The organism is Aquincola tertiaricarbonis (assembly GCF_023573145.1).
In the GTDB taxonomy this organism is placed as follows: Bacteria; Pseudomonadota; Gammaproteobacteria; order Burkholderiales; family Burkholderiaceae_C; genus Aquincola; species Aquincola tertiaricarbonis_B.
Genome location: NZ_CP097635.1, coordinates 2,527,961 through 2,553,657, shown reverse-complemented (window position 1 = coordinate 2,553,657; position 25,697 = coordinate 2,527,961). Strand labels below are relative to the sequence as shown.

The window sequence follows — 25,697 nt, the reverse complement described above, 5'->3', positions numbered from 1 at the left end:
TGTTCGCGCTCATCCCAGGGCCCGCTTGTAGCGGCCTTCGACCATGCGGTTCAGGCTCACCAGCACCAGCAGGTTGGCCACCAGCAGCACCAGGGCCACGGCCGCGCCCAGCGGCCAGTTCAGCTCATGCAGGTATTCGTCGTAGACGATGGTGGCCACCATCTTCAGCCGCCGGCCGCCCAGCAGGCCGGGGATGGCGAAGCTGCTGGCCGACAGGCCGAAGACGATGAGGCTGCCCGACAGCACGCCCGGCACCACCTGTGGCAGCACCACCCGGCGCAGCACCGTGAAAGGCGAGGCCATCAGCGACAGCGCGGCGCTTTCCACCTGCGGATCGAGCTTCTGCAGCGAGGTCCACACCGGGATGACCATGAAGGGCAGCATCACGTGCACCAGCGCGATGACCACCGCCCATTCGGTGTACAGCAGCCGCACACGGCCGATGCCCAGCGCCTGCAAAGCCGTGTTGACCACGCCCTCGGGGCCCAGCAGCATGCTCCAGCCGAAGGCCCGCACCACCACGCTGACCAGCAGCGGCGCCAGCACCACCAGCAGCAGGATGGAGCGCCAGGGCTGGCTCATGCGGCTGAGCACCACCGCCTCGGCGGTGCCCACCACGGCGCAGATCAGCGCCACCAGGGCCGAGATCCAGAAGGTGCGCCAGAAGATGCCGCGGTAGTAGTCGTCGCCCGCCACCTGGGCGTAATGCGCCAGCGTGAACTCGCCCGGCTTGACGCCGGTGGCCACGTCGTAGGCATTGAAGGACAGCACCGCGGTGAGGGCCAGCGGCACCAGCAGCATCACGGTGAACAGCAGCAGCGCCGGGCCGCTGAGCAGCCAGGGCAGGCTGCGCGAGGGTTGGGAAGAAGCCGCCATCGCGTCAGGCCTGTTCCGCAGCTTGCGCTGCTTGCGCCGGTTGCGCCGCTTCGGCCAGCAGGCGCAGTGCGCCATCGGGCCAGTCGATGCCCACGGCCTGGCCTTCGGCCAGCGCGTCGCGGCCGTCGTTGGGGGCCAGCGCCATCCAGGTGCCGGCCGGCGTGGCCAGCGCATAGAACCACTGGCTGCCCAGGAAGTAACGCTCGGCCACGGTGCCGGCCAGCCGGCCCTGGCCGGCGGGCAGCAGCTGCAGCTTCTCGGGCCGCAGGCTCAGGGCGACAGGCTGGCCTGCGGCCACGCCTTCCAGCGCGCCCACTTGCAGGTCGAAGGCCAGTCCGTCCAACGCCACACGGGCAGCGCCGGCCGCCGCCGTGCGCACCGTGCCACGCAGCAGATTGGCCTTGCCCACGAAGCCGGCGATGAAGCGCGACTGCGGCCGTTCATACACCGCATGCGGATGGCCGATCTGCTCGGTGCAGCCGCCGCGCATCACCACCACGCGGTCGCTGATGGACAGCGCCTCGTCCTGGTCGTGCGTGACCATCAGCGTGGTGGTGCCCAGCGTGCGCTGGATGCGGCGCAGCTCGTACTGCATCTCTTCGCGCAGCTGGGCGTCGAGGTTGCTCAGCGGCTCGTCGAGCAGCAGCACCGGCGGCTCGATGACCAGCGCCCGCGCCAGCGCCACGCGCTGGCGCTGGCCGCCCGACAACTCCCGCGGGTAGCGGGTGGCATGGGCCGACAGGTGCACCAGCTCGAGCGCCTGCTTGACCTTGCGCTGACGTTCGGCGGCGGGCAGCTTGCGCATCTCGAGGCCGAAGCCGACGTTGGCCTCCACCGTCATGTGCGGAAACAGCGCATAGCTCTGGAACACGATGCCCAGCCCGCGGGTGTTGGCCGCCGCGTGCGTGATGTCGCGGCCGGCCAGCGTGATGCGGCCACTGCTCACCGGCACGAAGCCGGCCACCATCTGCAGCGTGGTGGTCTTGCCGCAGCCCGAAGGGCCCAGCAGCGACACGAACTCGCCCTGCTCGATCGCGAGGTTCATGCCCTGCACGGCGCAGGTGGCGCCGTAGTACTTGCTGACGTCCGACAGCGTGAGGAATGCCATGAGCCATCTCCGGCAGCCCGCCCCGCCGCAGGCTGCGGTGGCCGGGGGCTGCACATGGGCAATCTATTGCAACGTGCAGGCCAGACCGCCCCAGGTATTCCACTAATCAGAAGATTTCTTTGATTTATTCCGTTCAACGGAATCTATGAAATACTGCAGCCGAACTCGATTCCACCAGGAGGAAGCATGTCGGACGTGTCAACAGCCACCGGTGGTGTTGCTCGGGTATTCGCGCTGATCCGCGCGCTGGCCGAGGTGCAGGCCGAAGGCGGACGCGTCACCAAACTGGCGCGCAGCGTGGGGCTGACGCAGGCCACCGTGCACCGCTTGCTGGCACAGCTGGTGGCCGAAGGCGTGGTGGAACAGGACGAGCGCAGCAAGCGCTACCGGCTCAGCCTCGACTTCTTCGCGCTGGCTGCGCAGGCCGGCAACCCCGGTGGCCTGCGCAGCCTGTGCCGGCCGGCGCTGCTGCGGCTGTGCGGCAGCCTGGGCGACACCATCTTCCTGCTGGCGCGCAGCGGCTTCGACGCGGTGTGCCTGGACCGCGCCGAAGGGCCCTTCCCCATCCGCAGCTTCACCGGCGACGTGGGCGGCCGCATCGCGCTGGGCGTGGGCCAGGGGGCGCTGGCCATCCTGGCCTTCCTGCCCGAGGCCGAGCGCGAGGAGGTGATCCGCTTCAACCTCTCGCGCGTGCGGGAGTACGGCGTGTACGACGAGGTGTACCTGCGCACCGAGGTGGAGCGCACCCGCGCCCAGGGCTATGCCGGCCGCAACACCGGCCTGCTGGAAGGCATGGCCGGCGTGGCGGTTCCGGTGCTCGACCGTGAAGGCCGTGCGGTGGCCGCCTTGAGCGTGGGCACGCTCAGCGACCGCCTGAACGCCGAACGCCTGCCCACGGTGGTGGAACTGCTCAAGCGCGAGGCGGCGGCGCTGACGCCCCGCATCCACCCCTTCGACGCCACGCTGCGGCGGCCGGCGCAAAGCCTGGCCGCCGGCGAGCTGCCGGCCAGCGCGGCCCGCATCGTGCCGGGCGAACGGGGCGACGGCCTGGGTTAGTCCCAGGCCAGGCCGGGAGATTCTCCGTAGAGCCCAGGGCCCCGGGCTGCATAAGGTGCGCCTCATACACAGAGGCGGCCCGTCAGCGGTCGTCCAGCAGGAGGCGTCCGTTGGCAAGCAATCAGGCCCGGTTGACGTGCGAGCGCATGGCAGGTGGCGCACCGGCCATGCGCAAGGTATTGGCGGTCGGCATCGGCCTGGCCTGGGCCACGGCCGGGCAGGCGCAATCAGGGGCGGCCACCGCGCCACCGCAGCCCCTTCAGCCGCAAGAGTCCGCCGCCTCCAGCGTGCCGCTGCCGCGCGTCACGGTGACGGGCCGGCGTCCCATCGACGTGGGGCCGATGCCGGGGCTGATGGTCACCCGCGACCAGATACCGGCCAATGTGCAGACGGCCACGGGCCAGCAGATCCGTGCCTCGCGGGCGCTGAACCTGGGCGACTACATGAACCAGGAGCTGCAGGGCGTCAGCGTCAACGACTACCAGGGCAACCCCTTCCAGCTGGACGTCAACTATCGCGGCTTCACCGCCAGCCCGCAGGTGGGCACGCCGCAGGGCCTGTCGGTGTTCTTCGACGGCATCCGCGTCAACGAGCCCTTCGGCGACGTCGTCAACTGGGACCTGATCCCCACCAACGCGATCGAGCGCTTCGACCTGTTCCCGGGCTCCAACCCGCTGTTCGGCCTCAACACGCTGGGCGGCGCCATCTCGGTGCGCAGCAAGACGGGCTTCAGCGCACCGGGGCTGCAGGGCCAGCTGACGGCCGGCGCCTGGGGCCGGCGGCAGCTGCAGCTGTCGGGCGGCGCCAACGACGGCACGCTGGGCGGCTTCTTCGCGCTCACCCGCTTCCAGGAAGACGGCTGGCGCGACGATTCACCCTCGCGCGTGAACCAGCTCTTCGGCCGTGGCGACTGGCGCGGCGAAGCCGCCTCGGCCTATGCCAGCGTGCTGTATGCCGACAACCGGCTGGTGGGCAATGGTCTCATCCCCATCGACTTGTATAGACAACGGGCCGAGTCGGTCTTCACCTCGCCTGACGAGGCGCGCAACCGGGTGCTGCAGTTCTCGGTGGGTGGCCAGTTCGACCTCAGCGAGCGCGCCAACATCACCGCCATGGCGTACCACCGCGACAGCCGCCGGCGCGGGCTCAATGGCGACATCTACGCCGGCTTCGACGATTTCGGCGACCGCGACATCAGCCCGGACGGCGTGGCCCGCAACGGCGCCACCCGCGGCGGCGGCTTCACCGGCCCCGGCGTGGTGGAGGGCACGCCGATCGGCCTGCTCACGCGCACCGACCTGGAACAGCGCAGCAACGGCCTGTCGCTGCAGTTCAACTGGAACGAGGAGCGCAACGCGATGATGCTGGGCGCCTCGCTGGACCGCAGCCGCACCCGCTACGACATGTTCCAGCGGCTGGGGCTGATCGATGCGGCGCACCGGGTGTTTGCGGCGCCCGACCAGATCGACCCCGACTACTACGCCGCCGAGTTCGACGTGCCGGGCAACAACTTCGACGGCACCTCCACCACCCGCAGCCTGTTCTTCCAGGACACCTTCACGCCGGTGCCGCAGGTCACGCTCACCGCCGCCGCGCGCTACAACCACACCAAGGTGGACAACACGCTGCTCACCCGCAGCAGTGCCGGCCAGGTGCCGCTGCACGAGCTGCGCGAGTTCCGCGCGCCGGAATACACCGACGGCCAGGTGTTCCGCCGCACGCGCACGCAGGAAAGCTTCACCTACCGCTCGTTCAATCCCTCGCTGGGCATCAACTGGCGGCCCGTGCAAGACCTCAACCTCTTCGGCAACCTGAGCCGGGGCGCCCGCGCGCCCTCGGTGGTGGAGCTGGGCTGCGCCTTCGACCCCACGCCGGTGGAACGGGTGCCCGGCACGCCCAGCCTGGGCACCGCGCCGCGCAGCCTCACCGGCCCCGGCTGCAGCCTGCCCACCGCCTTGTCGGCCGATCCCTACCTGCCGCAGATCCGCGCCACCTCGGGTGAGCTGGGGCTGCGCCAGCGGCTGACCACCGACTGGGACTGGAACGTCAGCGTGTTCCGCACCGACCTGCGCAACGACATCTACTTCGTCGGCGTGGGCGATGGCCGCAGCTACTTCGACACCATCGGCAAGACGCGCCGCCAGGGCCTGGAGCTGGGCCTCAACGGCCGCATGGGCCCGCTGGACCTGCGGGTGAACTACTCGTTCACCGACGCCACCTTCCAGTCGCGCTTCTACACGCTGAGCCCGCACAACAGCACCGCCGACTTCAACCAGAACTCGGCCTACGTGGGCGATACGCAGGTCATCGGCCAGGACGTGCTGCCCACGCCCAATGCCTCGCTCAACCGCGGCTACGGCACTTACCGCATGATCCGCATCGACCCCGGCGCACGCATGCCCGGCATCCCGGCCCATGCGCTGAACCTGCACGTGGGCTGGCGGGTGGCGCCGGGCTGGAAGCTGGGCCTGGGCATGGTGGCCCGGTCGATGGCCTACATGCGCGGCAACGAGAACAACCTGCACCAGGGCGCCGGCACCGACCAGGAGATCGGCCGCTACTACTGCAGCCAGGCCGGCGGCTGCGACTTCAGCGGCTTCAGCCAGCTGCCGGTGCGCACCGGCCGCAGCTTCCGCAACGCGGGCAAGGTGCCGGGCTACGCGGTCTTCAACTTCGACGCCAGCGTGGAAGTGAGCCGCGGCTTCACCGCCTTCGTGCAGGTGACCAACCTGTTCGACCGCAAGTACTTCACCGCCGGGCGGCTGGGCGTCAACCCGTTCACGCCAGGCACCAACGGCAGCAACGGGCCCAGCGGCTGGAACTACAACTCCAGCGAATGGCAGAACACCTCGCTCGTGGCGCCCGGCGCGCCGCGCGGCGTGTTCGTGGGCTTCAGCTGGGATCTGGGCACCCCCGCCGCGGACCGCTGACGGTCCTGCCCCGGGCGCCTCGGCAGCGCCCATCTTCCAGGAGTACCCCGCATGAACCTTCGCAAACCCAGGCTGCCGGCACGGCTGGCCGTGGCGCTGGCCCTGGCGGCCACGGCCGGCACCCCGTGGGCCGCCTCGCCCGGCTTCGTCACGCTGAGCGCCGATGGCGAGCGCGTGATGACCCGCTGCAACCCGCGCAACCTGGCCGCGCAGCAACGCTGCCGCGTGGCCAGCCTGCCGGGCGAAGCGGGCTACACCCTGGTGGCCTCGCGCAGCAGCGCGGTGGTGAAGAACGACGTGGTCATCGGCCAGCTGCTGGACCGGGTGTGGAAGCGCAGCAGCGACGGCAGCCACATCTTCGGCCTGCAGCTGCAGCTCAATGCCAACGCCTACGACCTGACGGGGCTGTCCTTCAACGCCAACGACGTGTTCCGCCAGGTGCGCGAGGACAAGGCGGTGGCCATCGCCTACTACCCCGGCAGCGCGCTCAAGGCGCTCAAAAAAGCCGGCCGCACGCTGCAAGGCCTGAACGAAGTGCCGCCGGTGGACGACGATGACGATGACGCTGACGAACAGGCCGCCGGCGTGGCCGCGGTGGATGCCGCGGCCGATGCCGGCAACGAGCCCATCGACTACACCGGCCCGCGCCGGCCGCTGCGCAACAACGGCTGGGTGGACTTCCGCATCGATGCCAACGCGGCCGAACCGCAGGGCCCCAGCAGCGCGCATTCGCCCTGGCTGCTGGTGCGCACCAAGGCACCGGCGGGCTATTCGGTCCAGCCCTTCGCCATCCGGCTGCTGAGCTCCGACTTTCCGGACTCTTCCCAGTTCACCGAGCTGTACCTGAGCGGCTACCAGCCCGACTGACGCAGCCACCACCAGGAGAACGACCATGACCCTGAACCGCAAGCTCCCGCTGGCCGGCGCCGCGCTGGCCGCCACCCTGCTGCACCTGAGCGCGCACGGCGGCTTCGTCACCGTGCCGGTGCAGGCCGCCGGCACGCAGCCGCTGGTCTCCATCAACCCGAAGATCAACCTCGACACGCCCACCGAGACCCAGGACCGCGCCAACACGCTGGGCACCCTCACCGGCGCCGACATCGCCTCGGCGCTGCCGGCCGGCACCATCCTCAAGGCCAGCCGCACCGCGCCCATCGTGATCAACGGCGTGACCGTGGGCACGCTGCACGACCGCGTGTGGTGCGCCGGCAGCGGCAGCACCTGCAATGCCACCAACAGCTACACGCTGGGTCTGCGGGTGCAGCTCAACACCGCGGCCTGGAACCCTTCGGGCCAGAGCTTCGAGCTGAACGACATCTTCCGCGCCATCCGCGCGGCGGTGGCCGCCGACGTGGCCTACTACCGCGGCTCGGCCAACCCGCTGCCCACCGCGGCGCCCTTCCCGGCCACGCAGCCGGCACCGGGCACCAACGTGGAGACCGCCTCCTCCTACAAGGACCTGGAAGTGGTGGGCCGCACCCTGCAAGGCCTGTTCGAGCCTTCGGGCTCGGCCCAGTACGCGGCCAAGACCACCAACAACGCGTGGATCGATTTCCGGGTGGATGTGAACAAGAACGACCCGGACGTGGCCATCCCGTACTCGTACAACAGCGAATGGTCGCCCTGGCTGGTGGTGCGGCAGGTGTGCCCCAGCGGCTACAACGCCACGCCGCAGGCGCTGAAGGCACGGCTGTGGCAAGGCGGTGAAGAAGGCCAGGCGCCGCAGGCCATCCTCACCTCGGCCTACGTCTGCAACTGAAGGCGGAGCGGCGGATGCAGGCCCGCATCGTGCGCATGCAGCCGGCCCGCCCGGGCCGGTGGGCCTGGGCCGTGGCCGGCGCGCTGGCGTTGGCCGCCGCACTGGGCTGGTGGGCGTGGCCGGCGCCGCCGGTCACCGGTGCGGCGCCGCCGGCCAGCCCGCCCATGGTGGCACCGCCCCGGCCACCTGCCGCAGCGCCTGCCACACCGGCGCTGCCGCAGCCGGTGAACCCTGCCATGCCGGCGCCCACGCAGCTGGCCGCAGCGGCAGCCTGCCCGCTGCAGTCGCTGCGCATCACCGAGCCCGGCGCTGCGCCGCGCACCGTGTGCATGGACGCCACCGCCGTGCAGCAGAACGGCAGCGTGCGCAGCTACCTGGTGCGCGCCGGTGACAGCCAGGGCTGGCAGCTGCGGGTGGACACGGTGGAGCGTGCGCTGCACCAGGTGCTGCTGCAAGCGCGCGACGGCCGCCAGCTGGGCTGCCAGGCCGACGATTGCGGCGGGCAGGTGCAGTTGCGCAGCCGGCCCACCGGTGGTGCCGGCACGCTGGAGCTGCAAGGCCTGCGGCTGGCCGGCCCCGGCGGCCCGGTGCTGCTGCACGGGCAGCTGCGGCTGCCGGCCGACGACCAGCTGCCCGGCCTGGGCTGCAGCGGCCCGGCGCTCACCCTCGGCAGTGCCGACGGCACGCAGCGCCGCTTCTGCGGCCAGGGCGGCGCGGGCGTGGAAATCGCCGACGACGGCACCTGGCACTACCGCTTCCACGACCACGAAGGCCGCACGCTGCGCGTGAGCGTGGACACCGCGCAGCGCGTGGTGGCGGTGGAGTGGCCCGGCGCCGCCTGCCGCGGCAGCGCCTGCAGCGGCGTCTCCGTCAGCACCCCCACGAGCACCAGCAGCCCCGACACGACGCCCGACCCGCTGGCCGAACGCAGCTTCTTCTTCGGCCGCACCGTGCTGGCCGGCGCCGACGGCCAGGCCACGCTGGTGCTGGACGGCAGCCTGCACATGCCGGCGCAGTGAGGCCCGCCGTGCAGCCCCTTCCGAACAGACCTGGACCCACCGCGCCATGACCCCTGCCCGCCCTGTCGAACCCTGCACCACCGTGCCACCCACCGCGCCACGAGCCCCCGCACGGCCCCAGCGCCTCTGGCGACACCGGCTGGCCGCCGGCGCCTGCGCACTGCTGCTGGCCGGGCTGCAGGCCTGCGGCGGTGGCAGTGAAGGCGATGCCGAGGCGCCCCCGCCCGCGGCGGCATTGCCCAGCCTGCAGGGCCGGGTGAGCAACGGCGCCACGCCCACCGCGGTGGGCAGCCTGCAGATCACGGTCAAGGGCCGGGTGGGCACCGCGCGCACTGCCGAAGGCCGGCTGGCCCCGGTGGATGGCAGCGACTACCTGGCCAGCCTGGACCAGCTCAGCGGCCCTTACCTGCTGAGCGACAGCGCGGCCTCTTCCGAGCCGGGCGGCCTGTACTCGGTGGCCCTGGCCGCGGGCACCGCCAACCTCACGCCGCTCACCACGCTGGTGGTGGCGCAGCTGCTGGCCACCGAGCCGCAGCCCTATTTCGCGGCGCTGGGCAGCCGCGGCGGCTTCGAGGCGGCCGATGCGGCCAGCGTGGCCACCGCCCAGCAGCGGGTGCGGCGATGGCTGCAGCGCGAATACGGCTTCGAGCTGCCGGCCACGCTGGGCGACTTCATCACCACGCCCTTCAACCGCACGGCGGGCGATCCGATGTTCGATACGCTGCAGGCCCTGGTGGCCCGCATCGGCACGCAGGGCAGCGTGGCGGCGGTCGTCAGCGCGCTGGCGCAGGAGGCCGCGCGCTGCCGCGGCGAGCGTGTGCTGGTGCGCAGCGGCAGCGTGGAAGACGAGTTCTGCCCGCTCACCAAGGTGAACGCGGCCGATGCCGACGATGCCGGCGTGCGGGCACTGGGCTTCACCAACCGCCATGGCGACGTACTGACGCTGCGGCTGCGCGGCGCCGTGGTGGTGGACCTGCAGCTGGCCACGGCCGAAGGCAGCGTGGCCCGTTGCAGCGGCAGCGCGTGCAACGGCGTCACCGTGGGCACGCCGGCCGGCGACCGAACGCAGGACATCGGCCTGGCCGGCACCGTGCTCAGCGCCGGCAGCGGCACGCTCACGCTCAGCGGCAGCCTGCGCACCGCCATCCCCGGCATCGAGCTGCCGGCGCTGGCCTGCACCACCAACCGCTTCTACCTGATCGACGAAGCCGCGCTCACCGCGGCCGGCTGGTGCACCTCGCCCGACGAGTTCGGCCTTGGCGCCTCGGGCTTCAGCCAGGCCAGCGGCAGCACCCGGCGCACCTATACCTTCAGCGACGGCGCGGGCGGTCCCTCGATTGAGCTGGTGCTGCAGGGCGACACGGTGCTGCGCGCGCTGGTCTACACCACCGACCCGGACACCGGCCTGCCGGTGGCCCGCTACCAATGCCGTGACGGCGGCTGCAGCCGCATCACCGTGGGCCCGGCCACCACCGACACCAGCCTGGGCGTGCCGGTGGTGCTGCGGCCCATCCGCCTGGAGCGGGCGGTGCTGCCGGCGGTGCTGGCCGACGGCAGCCTGTCGACCACCGCGTCCATCACCGTGGATGGCAGCTTCACCGGCTACCACGTCAGCGACCCTTCGGCGCTGCCGCTGCTGCCGGTGGCCTGTGCCGCCGGCGCCCCGGTGACCACGGCCACCACCAGCGAATCGGCCACGCCGGTGACGGTGTGCGACCCTGACGATGCGCAGGGCTTCCAGCTGCGCTCCACTTCGCTGGATGCCGACGGCAACCTGGTGTTCAGCGCCGCCGGCCTGCTGAGCGATGGCGCCGGCTCGTTCGCCAGCGGCAACAGCGTGGTGGTGGCGCTGACGCCCGGTGGCACGGTGGCCTATGCCTTTTTCGATGCCTTCAACGGCCCGCGCTACGCCTGCAGCGGCAGCGCCTGCAGCGGCATCACGGTGGGCATGCCCGATGCCAATGGTGAACGCACGGTGCAGTTCAGCGCCACCACGCTGCGCGAACAGGGCACCGCCGGCCTGCCGGCGGACCGCACCGTGGGCCTGGCCGGCGGCTTCATCGCGCCGTTCGGCCCCTGAGAGCATGAACAAACCCCGTCAGGAGAGCTGTCATGGGACTGCGCCGTTGCCATCACTGCACCCAGGTCGTCAGTTCATTGGTCGACCACTGCCCCAGCTGCGGCAGTCCGCTGCCGCGGCTGCCCGTGCGAGGCGGCCGGCAGGCCGGGGGTGGGCGGATCACTTTCACGCCGGGAAATATTCCGTGTGCAAGTGCCGCCCAACCTGCCAGCATGGGCCATGGCGATCCCCCATCGCAGCGCACCCCAGGTGCCTTCCGGTTCATCGATGTCTGTGCGCCATGGCTGCACTGACACTTTCCACGGTGGCCGCCGCCCATGCGGCCACCGTGACTTTTCTTCCTGCCAGGTGCGGCGGTGTGGCTGTCGCGCCTGAGCCTGCAACTGCGGCTCAGCCTGCTGATCTCGGCCCTGCTGACCGGCGTGCTGGGCACCAGTGCGCTGATCACGGTGCACAACGCCCGCAGTGACGTGCAGGCCGAGGTGGCCTCGGCCGCCAGCCTGGCCCTGCACATGATCGATGCCGAGCTGGCCTACTACCGCGACCACTACGCCCCGCTGCGGGTGGAGCGGCATGCACGCCGCTCGGTCTTCAACCTGCACAACCTGGGCAACCTGCGGCACCTGCGCATCGAGTTCGTCGATCCGCAGGGCCGGCTGATCGACAGCAACCGCCGCGCCGACGAGGCACCACCCGAGCGGGCACCGGCCTGGTTCGAGCGCTTGCTGGGCGCCAACGAGGCGGCGGCGCAGGTGTCGCGGCCGGTGTTCTTCAGCGGGCAGGCGGTGGGCTGGCTGCGCATCACGCCCGACCCCACGGCCGAGATTGCCGAGATCTGGTCCGATGCCGCCGGCCAGCTGGCGCTGATCGCCGGGCTGTTCGTGCTGATCAACGGCGCGGTGTACTGGGCCGTGGGCCGCGCGCTGGCGCCGGTGCGGCAGATCCTGCAGGCGCTGGTGCGGCTGGAACAAGGCAGCCTGGCCACCCGGCTGCCGGCCTTCGACCTGCCGGAGCTGGCCCGCATCGGCCATCACTTCAACACCATGGCCGACCAGCTGCAGCAGACCATCACCGACAACCGCCGCCTCACGCAGCGCATCGTGCGGCTGCAGGAGGACGAGCGCAAGGCGCTGGCGCGCGACCTGCACGACGAGATCGGCCAGTCGCTCACCGCGATGAGCGTGGAGGCCGCCGCCATCGAACGCGCTGGCGACCTGGCCAGCGCGCGCCACGGCGGCAGCGCCATCGCGGCGGTGTGCCGCCAGACCATGGCGCTGGTGCGCGACATGCTGCACCGGCTGCGGCCCGATGCGCTGGACCAGCTGGGCCTGCCCGCCGCGCTGCGCGACTTGGCCGAGCAGTGGCGCAGCCGCAATCCGCACATCGTGTTTGCCACCGCCATCGAGGACGACGAACTCGGCGAGCTGGACGAGGAGGTGGCGATGACGCTGTACCGCGCGGCGCAGGAGTGCCTGACCAATGCGCTGCGCCATGCCAGGCCCGGCTTCGTGGTGATGAGGCTGGGGCGGCTGGGCCCGGACGCCGAGCAGGTGGAACTGGTGGTGCGCGACGACGGCCAGGGCTTCGACCTGCCCGCCGCCGGCAGCGGCTACGGCCTGGCCGGCATGCGCGAGCGGGTGCACGGCCTGGGCGGCCAGGTGCGGGTGGACAGCGCCCCCGGCGCCGGCACCACGGTGCGGGTGGCCCTGCCTTGCCGGGTCGAGGTGCCGGTATGACGCTGGAGGGGGGCCTGCGCATCCTGCTGGCCGACGACCATGCGGTCCTGCGCGCCGGTCTGCGGCGACTGTTCGAATCGGCGGGCGCGCGGGTGGTGGGCGAGGCCGAGACCGGCGAGCAAGCCTGCCGGCTGCATGCCGAGCTGCAACCGCAGGTGCTGGTGATGGACCTGTCCATGCCGGGCATGGGCGGCATCGAGGCGCTGCGCCGCGTGCGCCAGCGCGAGGCCGGCGCGCGGGTGGTCATCCTCTCGATGCACGAAAGCGCCACCTTCGCCACGCAGGCGCTGCGGGCCGGGGCGCTGGGCTACGTGGCCAAATCGGCGGTGGCCGACGAGCTGATCGAGGCGGTGCGGCAGGCGGCGCAGGGCCGGGTGTTCGTCAGCGCGGCCATCGCCCAGCGCATGGCCAGCAGCCGCAGCCTGCCGGCCGCCGACCCGGCCACCCAGCTCAGCAGCCGCGAGTTCGAGATCTTCCGCCTGCTGGCCGAAGGCCATGCGCTGGACGCCATCGCCGCGCGCCTGTACCTGAGCAGCAAGACCGTGGCCAACCACCAGACGCTGATCAAGCAGAAGCTGGGCGTGACCACGCCCATCGAGCTGGTGCGCCTGGCCATCCAGCATGGCGTCGTCACCGGCTGAGCGCATGGGTGCAGAAATCGGATAACGCCCCTGGCACCTGCGCTCCTAAGCTTTGCGCGAATTCGCCTAGCCAGGAGCCCTCGGTCCCATGTCTGCCCCCTTGTTCCGCCGCCTGCCCTTGTCCTTGTCCCGCACGGCCGCCGTGGCCGCGGCCTGCCTGGCCCTGCTGGGCCCTTGGTCGGCACCCGCCCAGGCCCACGGCAGCGCCGCCACGATGGTGCCGCTGAAGAAGACGCTGGAAGACTTCGGCGCCAGCGTGCGCTGGGACGCTTATGCCCAGGTGTGGACCATCACCCGCAGCAGCACCGTGGTGCGCGCCAGGCCGGGGGCCCGCACCGTGCTGGTCAACGGACAGCCGCTGAAACTGGCCGTGCCCATCGTGCAGCGCAAGGGCGGCGCCTTCATCAGCACCGACTTCATCAACGAGGTGTTCCAGTCGGGCCTGGACAAGACCTTCGTGGTCGAGCGCACGCCCAGCCCGCTGAACCCGCTCACCGCCGTCGAGATCGAGGCCACCGTGGCCGCGCTGAAGTCGGCCGGCCGCTGGCGCGACGGCCTGCGCTTTGCCGAGATCAGCCTCAAGGCGCCGCCCAAGGAGCAGGTGTGGGCCTTCGCGCTGCAGGGCCAACCGGTGACGGCGCCGCGCAGCGCCGGCTTCGTGATCCTGGACGGCAAGCAGGTGATCGAAGGCACGGTGGACCTGGGCGCCAAGGCGGTGACGCAGTGGCAGCCGGTGCCCGGTGCCCACGGCATGGTGCTGGTGGACGACTTCGCCGCCGTGCAGGCCGCCATCGAAGGCAGTGCCGACTATGCCGCCGCGCTGGCCAAGCGCGGCATCTCCGACGTGAAGAAGGTGGTGACCACGCCGCTGACGGTGGGCTACTTCGACGGCAAGGATTCGCTGCGCCAGGAAGACCGGCTGCTGAAGGTGGTGAGCTACCTGGACGTGGGCGACGGCAACTACTGGGCGCACCCGATCGAGAACCTGGTGGCCGTGGTGGACCTGGTGAAGAAGCAGGTGGTCAACATCGAGGACGGCGGCCTGGTGCCGGTGCCGATGACGCCGCGCCCCTACGACGGCCGCGACCGCATGGCCAGCCCGCCGCCCAAGCCGCTGGACATCGTGGAGCCCGATGGCAAGAACTTCACCATCAGCGGCAACACCCTGCGCTGGCAGAACTGGCAGTTCCACCTGCGGCTGGATTCACGCGTGGGCCTGGTGCTGTCCACCGTCACCTACGACGACCGCGGCACCAAACGCAAGGTGATGTACGAAGGCTCGCTGGGCGGCATGATCGTGCCCTACGGCGACCCCGACGTGGGCTGGTACTTCAAGGCCTACCTCGACTCGGGCGAGTACGGCATGGGCACCCTCACCTCGCCCATCGAGCCGGGCCGCGACGCACCGGCCAATGCCGCGCTGCTGGACGCCACGCTGGCCGACTTCAACGGCGCGCCGGTGCAGGTGCCGCGTGCCATCGCGGTGTTCGAGCGTTATGCCGGCCCCGAGTACAAGCACCAGGAGATGGGCAAGCCCAACGTGAGCGTGGAACGCCGCGAGCTGGTGGTGCGCTGGATCAGCACCGTGGGCAACTACGACTACCTGTTCGACTGGGTCTTCGCCGAGAACGGCACCATCGGCATCAATGCCGGCGCCACCGGCATCGAGGCGGTCAAGGCCGTCAAGACCCGCACCATGGCCGATGCCACCGCCGCCGAGGACACCCGCTACGGCACGCTGCTGGACCACCACATCGTGGGCACGACGCACCAGCACATCTACAACTTCCGGCTCGACCTGGACGTGGACGGCGAAGGCAACACGCTGACCGAGATCGACCCGGTGGTGGCGCCCAACACCCGCGGCGGCCCGCGCACCAGCACCATGCAGACGGTGCAGCGCAACGTGAAGACCGAACGCCAGGCGGCGCAGAAGTTCGATGCCTCCACCGTGCGGCTGCTGAGCAACCCTTCGCGCAGCAACAAGGTGGGCAACCCGGTGTCGTACCAGCTGATCCCGTATGCCGGCGGCACGCACCCGATCGCCAAGGGCGCCAACTTCGGGGCCGACGAGTGGATCTACCACCGGCTGAGCTTCATGGACAAGCAGATCTGGGTCACCCGCTACCGCGAGGACGAGCGCTTTCCGGAAGGCCGCTACCCCAACCGCTCGAAGACCGACACCGGGCTGGGCCAGTTCACCGCCGACGACGAGCCGATAGCGAACACCGACAACGTGGTGTGGCTGACCACCGGCACCACCCACGTGGCCCGCGCCGAAGAGTGGCCCATCATGCCCACCGAGTGGGTGCATGTGCTGCTCAAGCCCTGGAACTTCTTCGACGAAACGCCGACCCTGGGCCGGGGACCGGCCGCGAAGTGAGGCTCAGCGCGCCCGCGCGCGGCGCAGCGTCTCGGACGGCAGTTCGGCGAACTGCCGCTTGTAGTCGGTGGAGAAGTGGCCGAAGTGCCAGAAGCCCCAGCGCGTGGCCAGGTCGTACACGCTGTCGGTGCCTGCGTGCGCGCGTGACAGCGCACGCCGCACCGCATTGAGCCGCAGTGCCTTGATGTAGCGCGCCGGGCTCATGCCGATCAGCTCCTGGAAGCAGTAGCTGAGCTTGCGTGGGCTGGTGCCCAGCCGCTGGCACAGCTGGGCCAGCGACGGTGGGTCGTCCGATTCGGCCAGCAGGATGTCGCAGGCCCGGTCGACCAGGCGCTTGCGGGCCGCGTCGCCCAACGGCGCCTCTTCAGCCGGCGTGGCGGTGAGCACTTCCACCACCGCGCCCATCAGGTCGGCCTGCAGCCGGGTGCGGGCTGCGGCGTCGTCCATCAGCCGTGCGGGCTGCGTGGCCAGGGCCTGCAGCGTGGCACACAGCGTGTCGCGCCACCGGGCCACGGCGGCCGAAGGCGGGCTCACCCTCAGCCCGGTGCTCAGCAGGCGGTCGGCGTCCACCGGCATGGGCGCCAGCCATGCGTGAAGGGCCTCCACGTCGACCACCACGCCGGCCAGCGTGCAGCCCGGCGGTGTCAACAGGTCGATGTTGTCGCCCGCACACACCATCAAGGCGCCGTGCGGCACCCGCAGGCCCGCGAAGCTCATCTCGCCCTCGCCTTCCAGCGGCATCGCCAGCCCGATGCTGCGGGACATCAGCGCGCCGCGCTGGCGCACGCCGCGGGTGGTGCTTTCGCGGAACAGCTGCAGCCCCGGCAGCCGGATGTCGTCGAAGCCGCCTTCGAAGCGGCCACGGTCGAGCTGGTCGTACTCCAGTCGCCAGTCCTGCAGCTGGCGGGTGTGCTCTTCGATGTCGCCGGAGCGGCAACGGCGCACAAGGGCGGTGCTTGCGCCTTCTTGGTTCACAGACAAGGTCCTCCCACGGCAGCTTCAGCTAGAAGCGTGCCGGGGCGACCTTACTGCGTAAGCGCGCGCAGCGTCATTGCGGAAAGCACAGGTGCAGGCTGCTCTCCAAAGCGGTGTAGAGCATCCAGTCGGCCGACAGCACCAGCGCCATCGCGGCAATGGCCAGCAGCCAGGTGCCGACCGTGGCGGCCATGCGCCGCAGCGGGCCGGTGCCTTCTGCGGGGCGGGAGCGCGCGGCTTGCGCCGGCGCGTCGAGGAAGTAGCTGAGTTGCGTCATCGCGACCTGCTTCGATGAATGAGCCATGGGCTGACCGGCGCCGATGCTGCGCACCCAAGATGAACGCCGGCTGAAGCGACCGGGCGTGCAGTGCTTCACGCCCGGCCGTGGTGCCGGCGCGGCTTCAGCTTGCCTTCATCACCGCGGCGCAGCATTCATCGGCCCCACTCCTTGGTCGTGGGTGCAGGAGATGGCATTGACGACGGCGAGCACGACGCCCCTGGCAGAACCCCGGCCCATGCCGCAAGCGCTGCCACCCGCACTGCACGTGCATGACACATCCGACACCCGCCGCCCGCAGGTGGAGGCCTTCATCCAGGCCGTCTACCACCAGCGCTACGGCGCCCGGGTGCACCACTTCACGCCCACGCTGGTGGCCCTGTGGGAAGGTGATCAGATCACCGCCGCGGCCGGCTACCGTTTCGGCCAGGCCGGCCCGCTGTTTCTGGAACGTTACCTGCCGGCCCCGGCCGAGCACCTGCTGGCCCCGCACAGCGGCACGCCGCCCGAACGCGCCCGCATCGTGGAAGTCGGCCACCTGGCCGCCGGCCGTGCCGGCGACGGCCGCCGCCTGGTGCTGATGCTGGCCGACCACCTGCTGGCCCGCGGTGGCGAATGGGTGGTGAGCACGCTCACCGCCGAGCTGCGGCAGCTGTTCGTGCGCATCGGCATCGCGCCGCTCACGCTGGGCGCGGCCGATCCGGCCCTGCTGGGCGAGGCGGCCGCCGACTGGGGCAGCTACTACGACCATGCCCCGGTGGTGCTGGCCGGCCACCTGCCCAGGGCGATGCGGCACATCGCGCGCTACTCCGCCGCCACGGGGGTGCCCGCATGACGGCGCTGAGCGACGGCCGGCAAGCCTTCAGCCGCGAGGCCCTGGACGCCGAGGTGCAGGCGCTGGCGCAGCAGCTGCAAGCTGCCCGCGTGCGGGTGCTGGCCACCTTGATGGACAACTCGCCCGCCTGGGTGGTGGCCGACCTGGCGGCCGCACAGGCCGGCGTGGTGCACATCCCGCTGCCCCTCTTCTTCACCGCCGCGCAGGTGGGCCATGCGTTGCAGGCCGCCGGGGTGGATGCGCTGCTGATGCCGCCGCAGGCCGCGGCCCAGCGCTTCGTCGGCGCGCCGCAGCAGCCCTGCATCGTGGCCGGCCAGCCGCTGAGCCTGGTGCGCACCGGCCTGCCGCCGGTGGCGATGCCGGCCGGCACCGCCAAGATCACCTTCACCTCCGGTTCCACCGGCACGCCCAAGGGCGTGTGCCTGGGTGGCGCGGCCATCCAGTCGGTGGTGGACGGGCTGGTGCAGGCGCTGGCGCCGTTGAACATCGAGCGCCACCTGTGCGCGCTGCCGCTGGCGGTGCTGCTGGAAAACATCGCCGGCCTGCTGGCGCCGCTGGCCGCTGGTGCCGAATGCCGGGTGCTGCCACTGCAGCAGGTGGGCCTGGCCGGCTCGTCGGGCTTCGATCCGGCGCAGTTCCACCAGGCGGTGGTGCAGCATGCGCCGCACAGCCTGATCCTGCTGCCGCAGATGCTGACGGCCTGGGTGGCCTTCCTGGCCCACACCGGCCAGCGGGCGCCCGCCTCGCTGCGGCTGGTGGCGGTGGGCGGCGCGGCGGTGGGCGAGCGGCTGTTGGCTGCGGCCCGCGCGCTGGGCATCCCCGCCTATGAAGGCTATGGCCTGTCGGAAGGCGTCTCGGTGCAGACGCTCAACCTGCCCGGCGCCGACCGCCCGCACAGCGCCGGCCGCGCGCTGCCGCATGCGCGGCTGCGTGTCTCGGCCAGCGGCGAGATCGAGATCGGCGGCAGCCTGATGCTGGGTTACCTGGGCGATGCCACGCCCCCGGCCGACTGGTGGCCCACCGGCGACCTGGGCCGCATCGACGACGACGGCTACGTGCATGTGCAGGGCCGCCGCAAGAACGTGCTGATCACCGCCTTCGGCCGCAACGTCTCGCCCGAGTGGGTGGAGACGGCGCTGCTGAACGACCCCGCGCTGCTGGCCGCCGCCGTGTTCGGCGACGGCCAGCCGGCGCTAAGCGCGGTGCTGTGGCCGATGCCGGGCGCCGGCGACGCCCAGTTGCAGCGGGCGGTGGATACCGCCAATGCCACGCTGCCCGACTACGCCCGCGTCGCCCGCTGGGTGCGCGGCGTGGCGCCCTTCAACGCCGCCAGCGGCCTGGCCACCGCCAACGGCCGGCCGCAGCGCGCGGCCATCTACCAGGCGCATGCCGAAGCCCTGCAGCCCGCAGGCGCGGCGCTGGCGCCCTGACCCACACGGACCGACCCATCATGAGCTTCTACCAACGACTTGTGCGAGACACCCAGACCGCCCGCGGCGGCATGCTCAGCGCGCCCATCATCCAGGGCTGCCTGCTGCGCGGCGAGGTGTCGCTGCCCAGCTATGTGGCCTTCCTGACCGAGGCCTACCACCACGTGCGCCACACCGTGCCGCTGCTGCAGGCCTTCCGTGCGCGCGTCCCGGCCGGGCGTGAGTGGCTGGACGGCGCGCTGGACGAATACATCGAGGAAGAAAAGGGCCACGACGAGTGGATCCTGGACGACCTGCGGGCCTGCGGCGCCGATGCGCAAGCCGTGCGCCACGGCCGACCCGGCGTGGCCACCGAGGTGATGGTGGCCTATGCCTACGACCAGATCATGCGGCGCAACCCGCTGGGCTTCTTCGGCATGGTGCATGTGCTGGAAGGCACCAGCGTGGCCCTGGCGCTGCAGGCCGCGCAGCAGATCCAGGACCACCTGGCCCTGCCCGACCGCGCCTTCAGCTACCTGCGCTCGCACGGCACGCTGGACCAGGAACACGTGGCCCACTTCCAGCAGTTGATGGACGCGATCGACGATCCGGCCGACCAGGCCGACATCGTGCACGCGGCACAGGTGTTCTACCGGCTGTATGGCGACGTGTTCCGCAGCCTGCCGATGCCGCTGACCGAACGGGTGGCGGCATGAGGCCCGAACATGCCCGCGTGCTGCTGACCGGGGCCACCGGCGGCATCGGCCAGGCCATGGCCCGCGCCCTGGTGAAGGCCGGCGCCTCGGTGCTGCTGGCCGGCCGCTCACCGGCCGCACTGGCCGCGCAATGCCAGGCGCTGCAGGCGCCCGACCGTGTGCACTGGCATGCGGCCGACATGGCCGACACCACCGACATCGCTTCACTGGCCCGCACCGCGGCCGACTGGGGCTGCAACGTGGTGGTGCACGGCGCCGGCCTGCCGGCCTTCGGCCCGCTGGAAAGCATCGACCCGGCCGAGATGCAGCGGCTTCTGCAAGTGAACCTGCTGGCCCCGATGGTGCTGACGCAGGCGCTGCTGGCCTACCTGCGCAGCCAGCCGCAGGCGCAGGTGATCTGCGTGGGCTCGGTGCTGGGCGCGCTGGGCCTGCCAGGCTACAGCGTGTACGGCGCCAGCAAGGCCGGCCTGCGCGGCTTTGCGCAGGCGCTGCGGCGCGAGCTGGCCGGCGGGCCGGTGAAGGTGCAGTACCTGGGCCCGCGCAGCACCCGCACCGGCTTCAACTCGGCCGCCGCGCAGGCCCATGCGCAGGCCACCCATACCGCCACCGATTCACCCGAGGTGGTGGCCGAAGCGCTGCTGCAGCTGCTGCGCAGCGAAGCGGCCGAGCGCTTCCTGGGCACCGCCGAGCAGGTGGCCGTGCGCCTCAACGGCCTGGCCTCCACGTTGCTGGACGGCGCCTTCGCCAGCCACCGCAAGCACCTGTCCGCCCAGCCCTCCTTATCCGCACACGCCCCGCGAGCCTGACCATGCCGATGAACGTCCAAGCCCTTCCCGCCTCTCCCCTTCGCCGCCAGTTCGCCGGCCTGCTGCTGTGCGCCACCGTGGCCGCTGCCTGGCCGCTGGCCAGCCGTGCCGCGCCGCTGGACGACGGCCTGTTGCAGCTGCAGCGTGAATGGGAGGTGATCCAGTACCAATCGCCGCCGCCGGCCCGCGAAAAGCAGTTCGAGTCGCTGGCCGCCAAGGCCCATCAGTTCAGCGAAAGCCACCCCAACGCCAGCGAGCCCCTGGTGTGGGAAGGCATCATCGTCAGCTCCTGGGCGGGCGCCAAGGGCGGCCTGGGCGCGCTGAACCTGGCCAAGCAGGCCAAGGCCTTGTACGAGAAGGCCATCCAGATCGACGGCAATGCGCTGGACGGCTCGGCCTACAACAGCCTGGGGGTGCTGTACTACAAGGTGCCGGGCTGGCCGCTGGGCTTCGGCGACAAGGCCAAGGCCGGCGAGCTGCTGCAGAAGGCGCTGGCCATCAACCCCAACGGCATCGACCCCAACTACTTCTACGCCGACTACCTGGTGGAAACGCAGCAGCCCGACAAGGCCGTGCCCTACCTGGAGAAGGCGCTGCAGGCACCGCCGCGGCCGGGCCGCCAGATCGCCGACAGCGGCCGCCGCGAAGAGGTGCGGCAGCTGCTGGCCAAGGTCAAGCCGCGCTGAGCCGCTGAGCGGGCCGCAGCTTCAACGGCCGCTGCCGGCGGCCCAGCCCGGAGCCGGCCGCAGCACCACCCGCACACCCTGGCCGCCTTCACCGGCGCCCACCTGCAGCACCAGGCCGTGCAGCTGCGCGATGCGCTGCACGATGGAGATGCCCAGGCCGCTGCCCGTCTCGCGCTGCCCATCGGCGCGGTGGAAGCGCTGGCCCAGCGTGCGCATCTGCTCGTCGGTCAGCGGCGGGCCGGCGTTGTCCAGTTGCAGGTGCGTCGGCAGCAGGCTCAGCGTCACCGCCGTGCCCTCGGGCGCATAACGCACCGCGTTGTCCAGCAGGTTGCGCAGCACCACCGTCATCAGCTGCGGGTCACCGCGCAGCGGCAGCGGCGGCCGGCCATCCTCGGGCCAGTCGCAGCCCAGCTCGATCTGCCGCCGCCCCGCCAGCGCCAGGCAGTCGTTCATCGCCCGTTCCACCACCTCGGCCCAATCGATCGGCGTGGTCAACAGCGAAGCATCGGCACTGTCGGCGCGTGACAGCGCCAGCAGCTGCGTCACCAGCCGGTCCATGCGGTCCAGACCGGCGTCCAGCCGGCGCTGGGCGTGGTCGCGCTCGGCCTCGTCGCGCGAGCGGCGCACCACCTCCCATTGCGCACGCAGCGTGGCCAGCGGCGTGCGCAGCTCATGCGCGGCGTCGGCCACGAAGCGCCGCTCGCGCAGCAGCAGTTCGGCGGTGCGCGAGAAGGAACCGTTGATCGCCATCACCAGTGGAGCGAGCTCCACCGGCACGGCCTGCGGCTCGGCCAAAGGAGCCAGGTCGTCGGCGGCGCGGTTCTTCAGCTGGTCGGCCAGCGCATGGGCCGGGGCCAGCGCGCGGCGCACCGCCCAGGCCAGCACCAGCAGCAGCACCGGCAGCGTCAGCAGCCAGGGCACCAGCTGGCTCAGCGTCAGGCCCCACACCACCTCGTCGCGCTCATGTTCGCGCTGGCCGGCGGCCACCAGCCGGTTGCCGTTGCCCGACTGCAGGTAGTACACGCGCCACTCGCGGCCGTCGATGGTCTGGTCGACGAAGCCCACCGCATCGGGCCGGTACTCCAGCATCGCGCCTTCGCGGTCGTTCAGCAGCCGGTGGCCCTGGCGGTCCCACACCGCGATGGCCAGGTCGGCCAGGTCGGCCACACCGTCGCGGCCGCTGCTCTGGCCGTGGCCGGCGGGCAGCTCGGCCTCGGTGTCGCCGGCCATCACCAGCGTGGACTGCACCTCGCGCGCCAGGCGGATCAGCTCGGAGTCGTAGAGCTCGTTGACCTCGTGCCGCGCGTGGTTCACCGAAGCCACCACCGCCACCGCCCACACCAGGGGCGCACACACCAGCACCGACAGCAGCAGCCGCCGCTGCAGGCTGATGCTGCGGCGGGGGGCAGCGGGCATGGGTGTGCTCATGACTGCGCCGGCCCCAGCGAATAGCCCACGCCGCGCACGGTGCGCACCACGCCCGCGTGGATCTTGCGGCGCAGGTGGTACACGTGCACTTCCAGCGCGTTGCTCTCGGGTTCGTTGCCGTTCCAGTCGTAGAGCTTTTCCAGCAGCACCGCCTTGGACAGGATGCGGTCGGGGTCGGTCATCAAGGCCTCCAGCAGCGCCAGCTCACGCGCCGTGAGTTCCACCGGCCGGCCCTGCCACTGCACCCGCTTGGACGACGGATCGTAGGCCAGCGCGCCGTGCTGCCACACCGGCTGGGCGCGCCCGGCCGTACGGCGCAGCAGCGCCCGCAGCCGCGCGGCCAGCTCGTCCACGCCCACCGGCTTGACCAGGTAGTCGTCGGCGCCCGCGTCCAGCCCGGCGATGCGCTGCTCCACCGCGTCGCGAGCGGTCAGGATCATGATGGGCACCTGGATGCCACGCGCGCGCCACTGCGACAGCCAGTGCATGCCGTCGTTGCCCGGCAGCCCCAGGTCCAGCAGCACCACGTCGTAGTCGGCACCGGCCATGGCGCCATCGGCCTGCGCCCCCGACTGGAACCAGTCCACCGCATGGCCGGCCTGGCGCAGCCCGGTGGACTGGGCTTCACCCAGCAGGAAGTCGTCTTCGACGATGAGGATGCGCACGGCGGCTCAGGCCCGGGGGCGGCGGCTGTCGGCAGTGGGCAGGGCGGCGTGGGGGTGAAGGTGCGGTGACTTCATCGCGCCATCGTAAACGCAGGCTCGGCGCCGGGCAGGCGCGGGCCGCGGCCGGCCACCCAGGCGGGCACCTGCTCGGCCGGCATCGGCCGTGCGATGAAGTAGCCCTGCAGGATGTCGCAGTCCAGCCGCGTCAGGGCGTCCAGCTGCGCCTGGGTTTCCACGCCTTCGGCCACCACCTCCATCTTCAGCGCATGGGCCAGGCGCACGATGGCGTCCAGCACCGCATGGGCCTCGGTGCTGGTGGCGAGGTCGGTGACGAAGCTGCGGTCGATCTTGAGCTGGCGCGCCGGGATCTTGCGCAGGTGGGCGAGTGACGAATAACCGGTGCCGAAATCGTCGATGGACAGCCGCACGCCCAGCGCAGCGATCCGGTCCAGCATGCCGCGCTCCTGCTCGGTGTTCTCCATCACCGCGCTTTCAGTGATCTCGCACACCAGATTCGCCGGCGCCAACGCATGCCGCTGCAGGGCCGCCTCGATGCGCAGAGCCAGGTCGGCCTGGCGCAGCTGCTGCGGCGACACGTTGACCGCAATGCGGCAGTCGAGCCCGGCCTCGCGCCAGCGAGCGAGCTGCGCGCAGGCCTCGTCCACCACCCACTGGCCCAGGCTGCCGATGAAGCCGAAGCGCTCGGCCAGCGGGATGAACACCGCCGGGCCCAGCAGCCCGCGCCGTGGATGCTGCCAGCGGACCAGCGCCTCCCAGCCGTGCACGCGGCCATTGCGGCTGCACACCTTGGGCTGGTAGTAAAGCCGCAGCTCGCCATGGTCGATGGCATCGCGCAGCTCCTGCTGCAGGGCGAGCTGCTCGCCGGCATCACCCTCCATGCTGGGGTGGTAGACCACGCAGGTGCTGCCGCCGGCGCGCTTGGCGGCATACATCGCCGCGTCGGCGCAGGCGATCAGGCGATGGCCCGAATCGTCATGGTCCGGGTACAGCGCCACACCCACCGAGCAGGAAAGCGACACCCGCTGCGCCGCCACCGTGAAGGGCCGGTGCAGCACCTCGATCATACGGCGGGCCAGCGGCATGGCCTCGTTGGCCGCATCGCGCGATTCGATGAGCACCGCGAACTCATCACCGCCCAGCCGGGCCAGGGTGTCGCTGCTGCGGGCAGCCGAATGCAGCCGCCGGCCCACTTCGCGCAGCACCTCGTCGCCGGCGTGGTGGCCCAGCGTGTCGTTGATCGGCTTGAAGCCGTCGATGTCGAGAAACAGCACCGCCAGCCGGTCCTCGGGCAGGCCGGCCAGGCGGTCGCGCCGGCCGAGCCGGTGGATGGCATGCTGCAGACGGTCGTGGAAGAGCGCGCGGTTGGGCAGGCCGCTCAGCGGGTCTTCGAAGGCGCGGCGCTGCAGCTGTTCGTTGGCTTCGCGCAGGCTCAGGTTGGCCTGCTGCAGCGAATCGCTGAGCGCCAGCTCGCGGGCATGGGCCAGCGCATCGTTGATCGACAGCAGCAGCGCGCCGCCCAGCACCAGCAGCGTGGTCAGCGTCACCAGCACTGCCAGCGACTGGCCACCCAGCTCGCCGGCACTGAGGCACAGCGCGCCCACCGGCAGCTTGACCGCCGCCATGCCGGTGTAGTGCATGCCGCCGATGGCCAGGCCCATCACCACCGCGGCCAGCATCTGCAGGCCCACCCGCTGCAGCCCATGGCGCTGGCGCAGCGCGAAGAAGATGAACAGCGCCACCGCCGAAGCGCCCAAGGCGACGGCGCCCGAGAGCAGCACCAGCGGCCAGTGCCACTGCAGGCCCGGAGCCATGTCCAGCGCACCCATGCCGAGGTAGTGCATCGCGCACACCGCGATGGCCATGGTCACGCTGCCGCCTGCCAGCACCGGTGTCGTCAACCCATCACGGGTGGCGGCGGCCAGGGCCACGCTGGCGGCCGAGACGGCGGCCAGCCAGCTGGCCGCGGTGGGCCACCAGCGGTAGCCCAGCGGCATGCCGGCCTCGAAGCCCAGCATGCCCACGAAGTGCATCGACCAGATGCCGGTGCCCAGCACCAGCGAGCCGCCCGCCCACCAGGCCAGCCGCAGCGAGCCGGTGGCGGCCTGCACGCGCCGCGTGAGATCCAGCGCGACGTAGGAGGCGAAAACGGCCACCACCAGGGAGGCCGCGACGAGCAGGGGGTCGTGGGAGGTACTGACGAAGGCGGCGGTTTGCACGGAAGCGAGGCTCAGAACTGCTGGGTGAAGCCAGCGCCGAGTATCCGTGCATGACACGGCGACCGTCGCATCTTT

At 71.4% G+C, this 25,697-nt stretch carries 21 protein-coding genes; 14 read left to right on the top strand and 7 right to left on the bottom strand.

What is annotated here, in order from left to right; translation table 11 throughout:
* Nucleotides 1–9: 9 nt before the first annotated feature.
* Together MW290_RS11695 and MW290_RS11690 are read right to left on the bottom strand one after the other, a co-directional pair.
* Entirely contained in the window at nt 10–876 is an 867-nt protein-coding gene (locus MW290_RS11695; RefSeq protein ID WP_250194827.1) for an ABC transporter permease, read from the bottom strand.
* Between the two features lie 4 nt (nt 877–880).
* A complete protein-coding gene (locus tag MW290_RS11690) occupies nt 881–1,984 on the bottom strand; it encodes an ABC transporter ATP-binding protein (protein ID WP_250194826.1) in 1,104 nt (367 codons plus the stop codon).
* 186 nt (nt 1,985–2,170) lie between these two features.
* On the opposite strand from MW290_RS11690, the gene MW290_RS11685 reads away from it, so the two are divergent.
* The 9 genes from MW290_RS11685 to tynA all read left to right on the top strand — a co-directional run bounded on the left by MW290_RS11685 (nt 2,171) and on the right by tynA (nt 15,588).
* Entirely contained in the window at nt 2,171–3,040 is an 870-nt protein-coding gene (locus MW290_RS11685; RefSeq protein ID WP_250194825.1) for an IclR family transcriptional regulator, read from the top strand.
* Between the two features lie 167 nt (nt 3,041–3,207).
* A complete protein-coding gene (locus tag MW290_RS11680) occupies nt 3,208–5,970 on the top strand; it encodes a TonB-dependent receptor (RefSeq protein WP_250194824.1) in 2,763 nt (920 codons plus the stop codon).
* A gap of 51 nt (nt 5,971–6,021) precedes the next feature.
* Nucleotides 6,022–6,837 carry a hypothetical protein gene (locus tag MW290_RS11675; protein ID WP_250194823.1) on the top strand — a complete coding sequence of 272 codons (816 nt, stop codon included), beginning with the start codon at nt 6,022–6,024 and terminating at the stop codon, nt 6,835–6,837.
* A 25-nt stretch (nt 6,838–6,862) separates the two neighbouring features.
* Nucleotides 6,863–7,729, top strand: a complete 867-nt coding sequence (locus tag MW290_RS11670) for a hypothetical protein (protein WP_250194822.1) — start codon at nt 6,863–6,865, stop codon at nt 7,727–7,729.
* Nucleotides 7,730–7,743: 14 nt separating this feature from the next.
* Nucleotides 7,744–8,748 (top strand): hypothetical protein, encoded by a 1,005-nt coding sequence (locus tag MW290_RS11665; protein WP_250194821.1) that lies wholly within the window; start codon nt 7,744–7,746, stop codon nt 8,746–8,748.
* A 46-nt stretch (nt 8,749–8,794) separates the two neighbouring features.
* Nucleotides 8,795–10,828: a hypothetical protein gene (locus tag MW290_RS11660; protein ID WP_250194820.1), complete on the top strand. Its 2,034-nt coding sequence runs from the start codon at nt 8,795–8,797 to the stop codon at nt 10,826–10,828.
* Between the two features lie 356 nt (nt 10,829–11,184).
* Nucleotides 11,185–12,564: an ATP-binding protein gene (locus tag MW290_RS11655; protein ID WP_250194819.1), complete on the top strand. Its 1,380-nt coding sequence runs from the start codon at nt 11,185–11,187 to the stop codon at nt 12,562–12,564.
* A complete protein-coding gene (locus MW290_RS11650; RefSeq protein WP_250194818.1) occupies nt 12,561–13,205 on the top strand; it encodes a response regulator in 645 nt (214 codons plus the stop codon). The genes MW290_RS11655 and MW290_RS11650 overlap by 4 nt, the downstream gene beginning before the upstream one ends.
* A gap of 88 nt (nt 13,206–13,293) precedes the next feature.
* Nucleotides 13,294–15,588 (top strand): primary-amine oxidase, encoded by a 2,295-nt coding sequence (gene tynA / locus MW290_RS11645; protein WP_250194817.1) that lies wholly within the window; start codon nt 13,294–13,296, stop codon nt 15,586–15,588.
* A gap of 3 nt (nt 15,589–15,591) precedes the next feature.
* Here tynA and MW290_RS11640 read toward each other — a convergent pair whose 3' ends face one another.
* Both MW290_RS11640 and MW290_RS11635 read right to left on the bottom strand, forming a co-directional pair.
* The gene (locus MW290_RS11640) at nt 15,592–16,563 is read right to left on the bottom strand and encodes a helix-turn-helix domain-containing protein (protein ID WP_250194816.1); all 972 of its coding nucleotides are present in this window, start codon (nt 16,561–16,563) and stop codon (nt 15,592–15,594) included.
* 73 nt (nt 16,564–16,636) lie between these two features.
* A complete protein-coding gene (locus MW290_RS11635; RefSeq protein ID WP_250194815.1) occupies nt 16,637–16,840 on the bottom strand; it encodes a hypothetical protein in 204 nt (67 codons plus the stop codon).
* A gap of 238 nt (nt 16,841–17,078) precedes the next feature.
* On the opposite strand from MW290_RS11635, the gene MW290_RS11630 reads away from it, so the two are divergent.
* Genes MW290_RS11630 through MW290_RS11610 form a run of 5 tightly spaced genes read left to right on the top strand, consistent with a single transcriptional unit; the run spans nt 17,079 to nt 21,292 of the window.
* Nucleotides 17,079–17,675, top strand: coding sequence for a thermostable hemolysin (locus MW290_RS11630; RefSeq protein WP_250194814.1), 597 nt, complete (start codon nt 17,079–17,081; stop codon nt 17,673–17,675).
* Nucleotides 17,672–19,105 carry an AMP-binding protein gene (locus tag MW290_RS11625; protein ID WP_250194813.1) on the top strand — a complete coding sequence of 478 codons (1,434 nt, stop codon included), beginning with the start codon at nt 17,672–17,674 and terminating at the stop codon, nt 19,103–19,105. The genes MW290_RS11630 and MW290_RS11625 overlap by 4 nt, the downstream gene beginning before the upstream one ends.
* A gap of 20 nt (nt 19,106–19,125) precedes the next feature.
* The gene (locus MW290_RS11620; protein ID WP_250194812.1) at nt 19,126–19,800 is read left to right on the top strand and encodes an iron-containing redox enzyme family protein; all 675 of its coding nucleotides are present in this window, start codon (nt 19,126–19,128) and stop codon (nt 19,798–19,800) included.
* Nucleotides 19,797–20,606, top strand: coding sequence for an SDR family oxidoreductase (locus MW290_RS11615; RefSeq protein ID WP_250194811.1), 810 nt, complete (start codon nt 19,797–19,799; stop codon nt 20,604–20,606). The genes MW290_RS11620 and MW290_RS11615 overlap by 4 nt, the downstream gene beginning before the upstream one ends.
* 8 nt (nt 20,607–20,614) lie before the next feature.
* Nucleotides 20,615–21,292, top strand: a complete 678-nt coding sequence (locus MW290_RS11610) for a tetratricopeptide repeat protein (protein WP_250194810.1) — start codon at nt 20,615–20,617, stop codon at nt 21,290–21,292.
* Nucleotides 21,293–21,313: 21 nt separating this feature from the next.
* On the opposite strand, the gene MW290_RS11605 is transcribed toward MW290_RS11610, so the two are convergent.
* The 3 genes from MW290_RS11605 to MW290_RS11595 all read right to left on the bottom strand — a co-directional run bounded on the left by MW290_RS11605 (nt 21,314) and on the right by MW290_RS11595 (nt 25,622).
* The gene (locus MW290_RS11605) at nt 21,314–22,708 is read right to left on the bottom strand and encodes an ATP-binding protein (protein WP_250194809.1); all 1,395 of its coding nucleotides are present in this window, start codon (nt 22,706–22,708) and stop codon (nt 21,314–21,316) included.
* An 8-nt stretch (nt 22,709–22,716) separates the two neighbouring features.
* Complete coding sequence (locus MW290_RS11600; protein ID WP_250194808.1) at nt 22,717–23,385, bottom strand: response regulator; 669 nt, start codon at nt 23,383–23,385, stop codon at nt 22,717–22,719.
* A gap of 71 nt (nt 23,386–23,456) precedes the next feature.
* The gene (locus tag MW290_RS11595) at nt 23,457–25,622 is read right to left on the bottom strand and encodes a putative bifunctional diguanylate cyclase/phosphodiesterase (protein WP_250194807.1); all 2,166 of its coding nucleotides are present in this window, start codon (nt 25,620–25,622) and stop codon (nt 23,457–23,459) included.
* Nucleotides 25,623–25,697: the final 75 nt, after the last annotated feature.

What these genes read in the sequence shown, in the direction of transcription:
- MW290_RS11695 (WP_250194827.1), bottom strand. Translation starts at nt 876, where the DNA reads ATGGCGGCTTCTTCCCAACCCTCGCGCAGCCTGCCCTGGCTGCTCAGC.
- MW290_RS11690 (WP_250194826.1), bottom strand. Translation starts at nt 1,984, where the DNA reads ATGGCATTCCTCACGCTGTCGGACGTCAGCAAGTACTACGGCGCCACC.
- MW290_RS11685 (WP_250194825.1), top strand. Translation starts at nt 2,171, where the DNA reads ATGTCGGACGTGTCAACAGCCACCGGTGGTGTTGCTCGGGTATTCGCG.
- MW290_RS11680 (WP_250194824.1), top strand. Translation starts at nt 3,208, where the DNA reads ATGCGCAAGGTATTGGCGGTCGGCATCGGCCTGGCCTGGGCCACGGCC.
- MW290_RS11675 (WP_250194823.1), top strand. Translation starts at nt 6,022, where the DNA reads ATGAACCTTCGCAAACCCAGGCTGCCGGCACGGCTGGCCGTGGCGCTG.
- MW290_RS11670 (WP_250194822.1), top strand. Translation starts at nt 6,863, where the DNA reads ATGACCCTGAACCGCAAGCTCCCGCTGGCCGGCGCCGCGCTGGCCGCC.
- MW290_RS11665 (WP_250194821.1), top strand. Translation starts at nt 7,744, where the DNA reads ATGCAGGCCCGCATCGTGCGCATGCAGCCGGCCCGCCCGGGCCGGTGG.
- MW290_RS11660 (WP_250194820.1), top strand. Translation starts at nt 8,795, where the DNA reads ATGACCCCTGCCCGCCCTGTCGAACCCTGCACCACCGTGCCACCCACC.
- MW290_RS11650 (WP_250194818.1), top strand. Translation starts at nt 12,561, where the DNA reads ATGACGCTGGAGGGGGGCCTGCGCATCCTGCTGGCCGACGACCATGCG.
- tynA (WP_250194817.1), top strand. Translation starts at nt 13,294, where the DNA reads ATGTCTGCCCCCTTGTTCCGCCGCCTGCCCTTGTCCTTGTCCCGCACG.
- MW290_RS11635 (WP_250194815.1), bottom strand. Translation starts at nt 16,840, where the DNA reads ATGACGCAACTCAGCTACTTCCTCGACGCGCCGGCGCAAGCCGCGCGC.
- MW290_RS11630 (WP_250194814.1), top strand. Translation starts at nt 17,079, where the DNA reads ATGCCGCAAGCGCTGCCACCCGCACTGCACGTGCATGACACATCCGAC.
- MW290_RS11625 (WP_250194813.1), top strand. Translation starts at nt 17,672, where the DNA reads ATGACGGCGCTGAGCGACGGCCGGCAAGCCTTCAGCCGCGAGGCCCTG.
- MW290_RS11620 (WP_250194812.1), top strand. Translation starts at nt 19,126, where the DNA reads ATGAGCTTCTACCAACGACTTGTGCGAGACACCCAGACCGCCCGCGGC.
- MW290_RS11615 (WP_250194811.1), top strand. Translation starts at nt 19,797, where the DNA reads ATGAGGCCCGAACATGCCCGCGTGCTGCTGACCGGGGCCACCGGCGGC.
- MW290_RS11610 (WP_250194810.1), top strand. Translation starts at nt 20,615, where the DNA reads ATGAACGTCCAAGCCCTTCCCGCCTCTCCCCTTCGCCGCCAGTTCGCC.
- MW290_RS11605 (WP_250194809.1), bottom strand. Translation starts at nt 22,708, where the DNA reads ATGCCCGCTGCCCCCCGCCGCAGCATCAGCCTGCAGCGGCGGCTGCTG.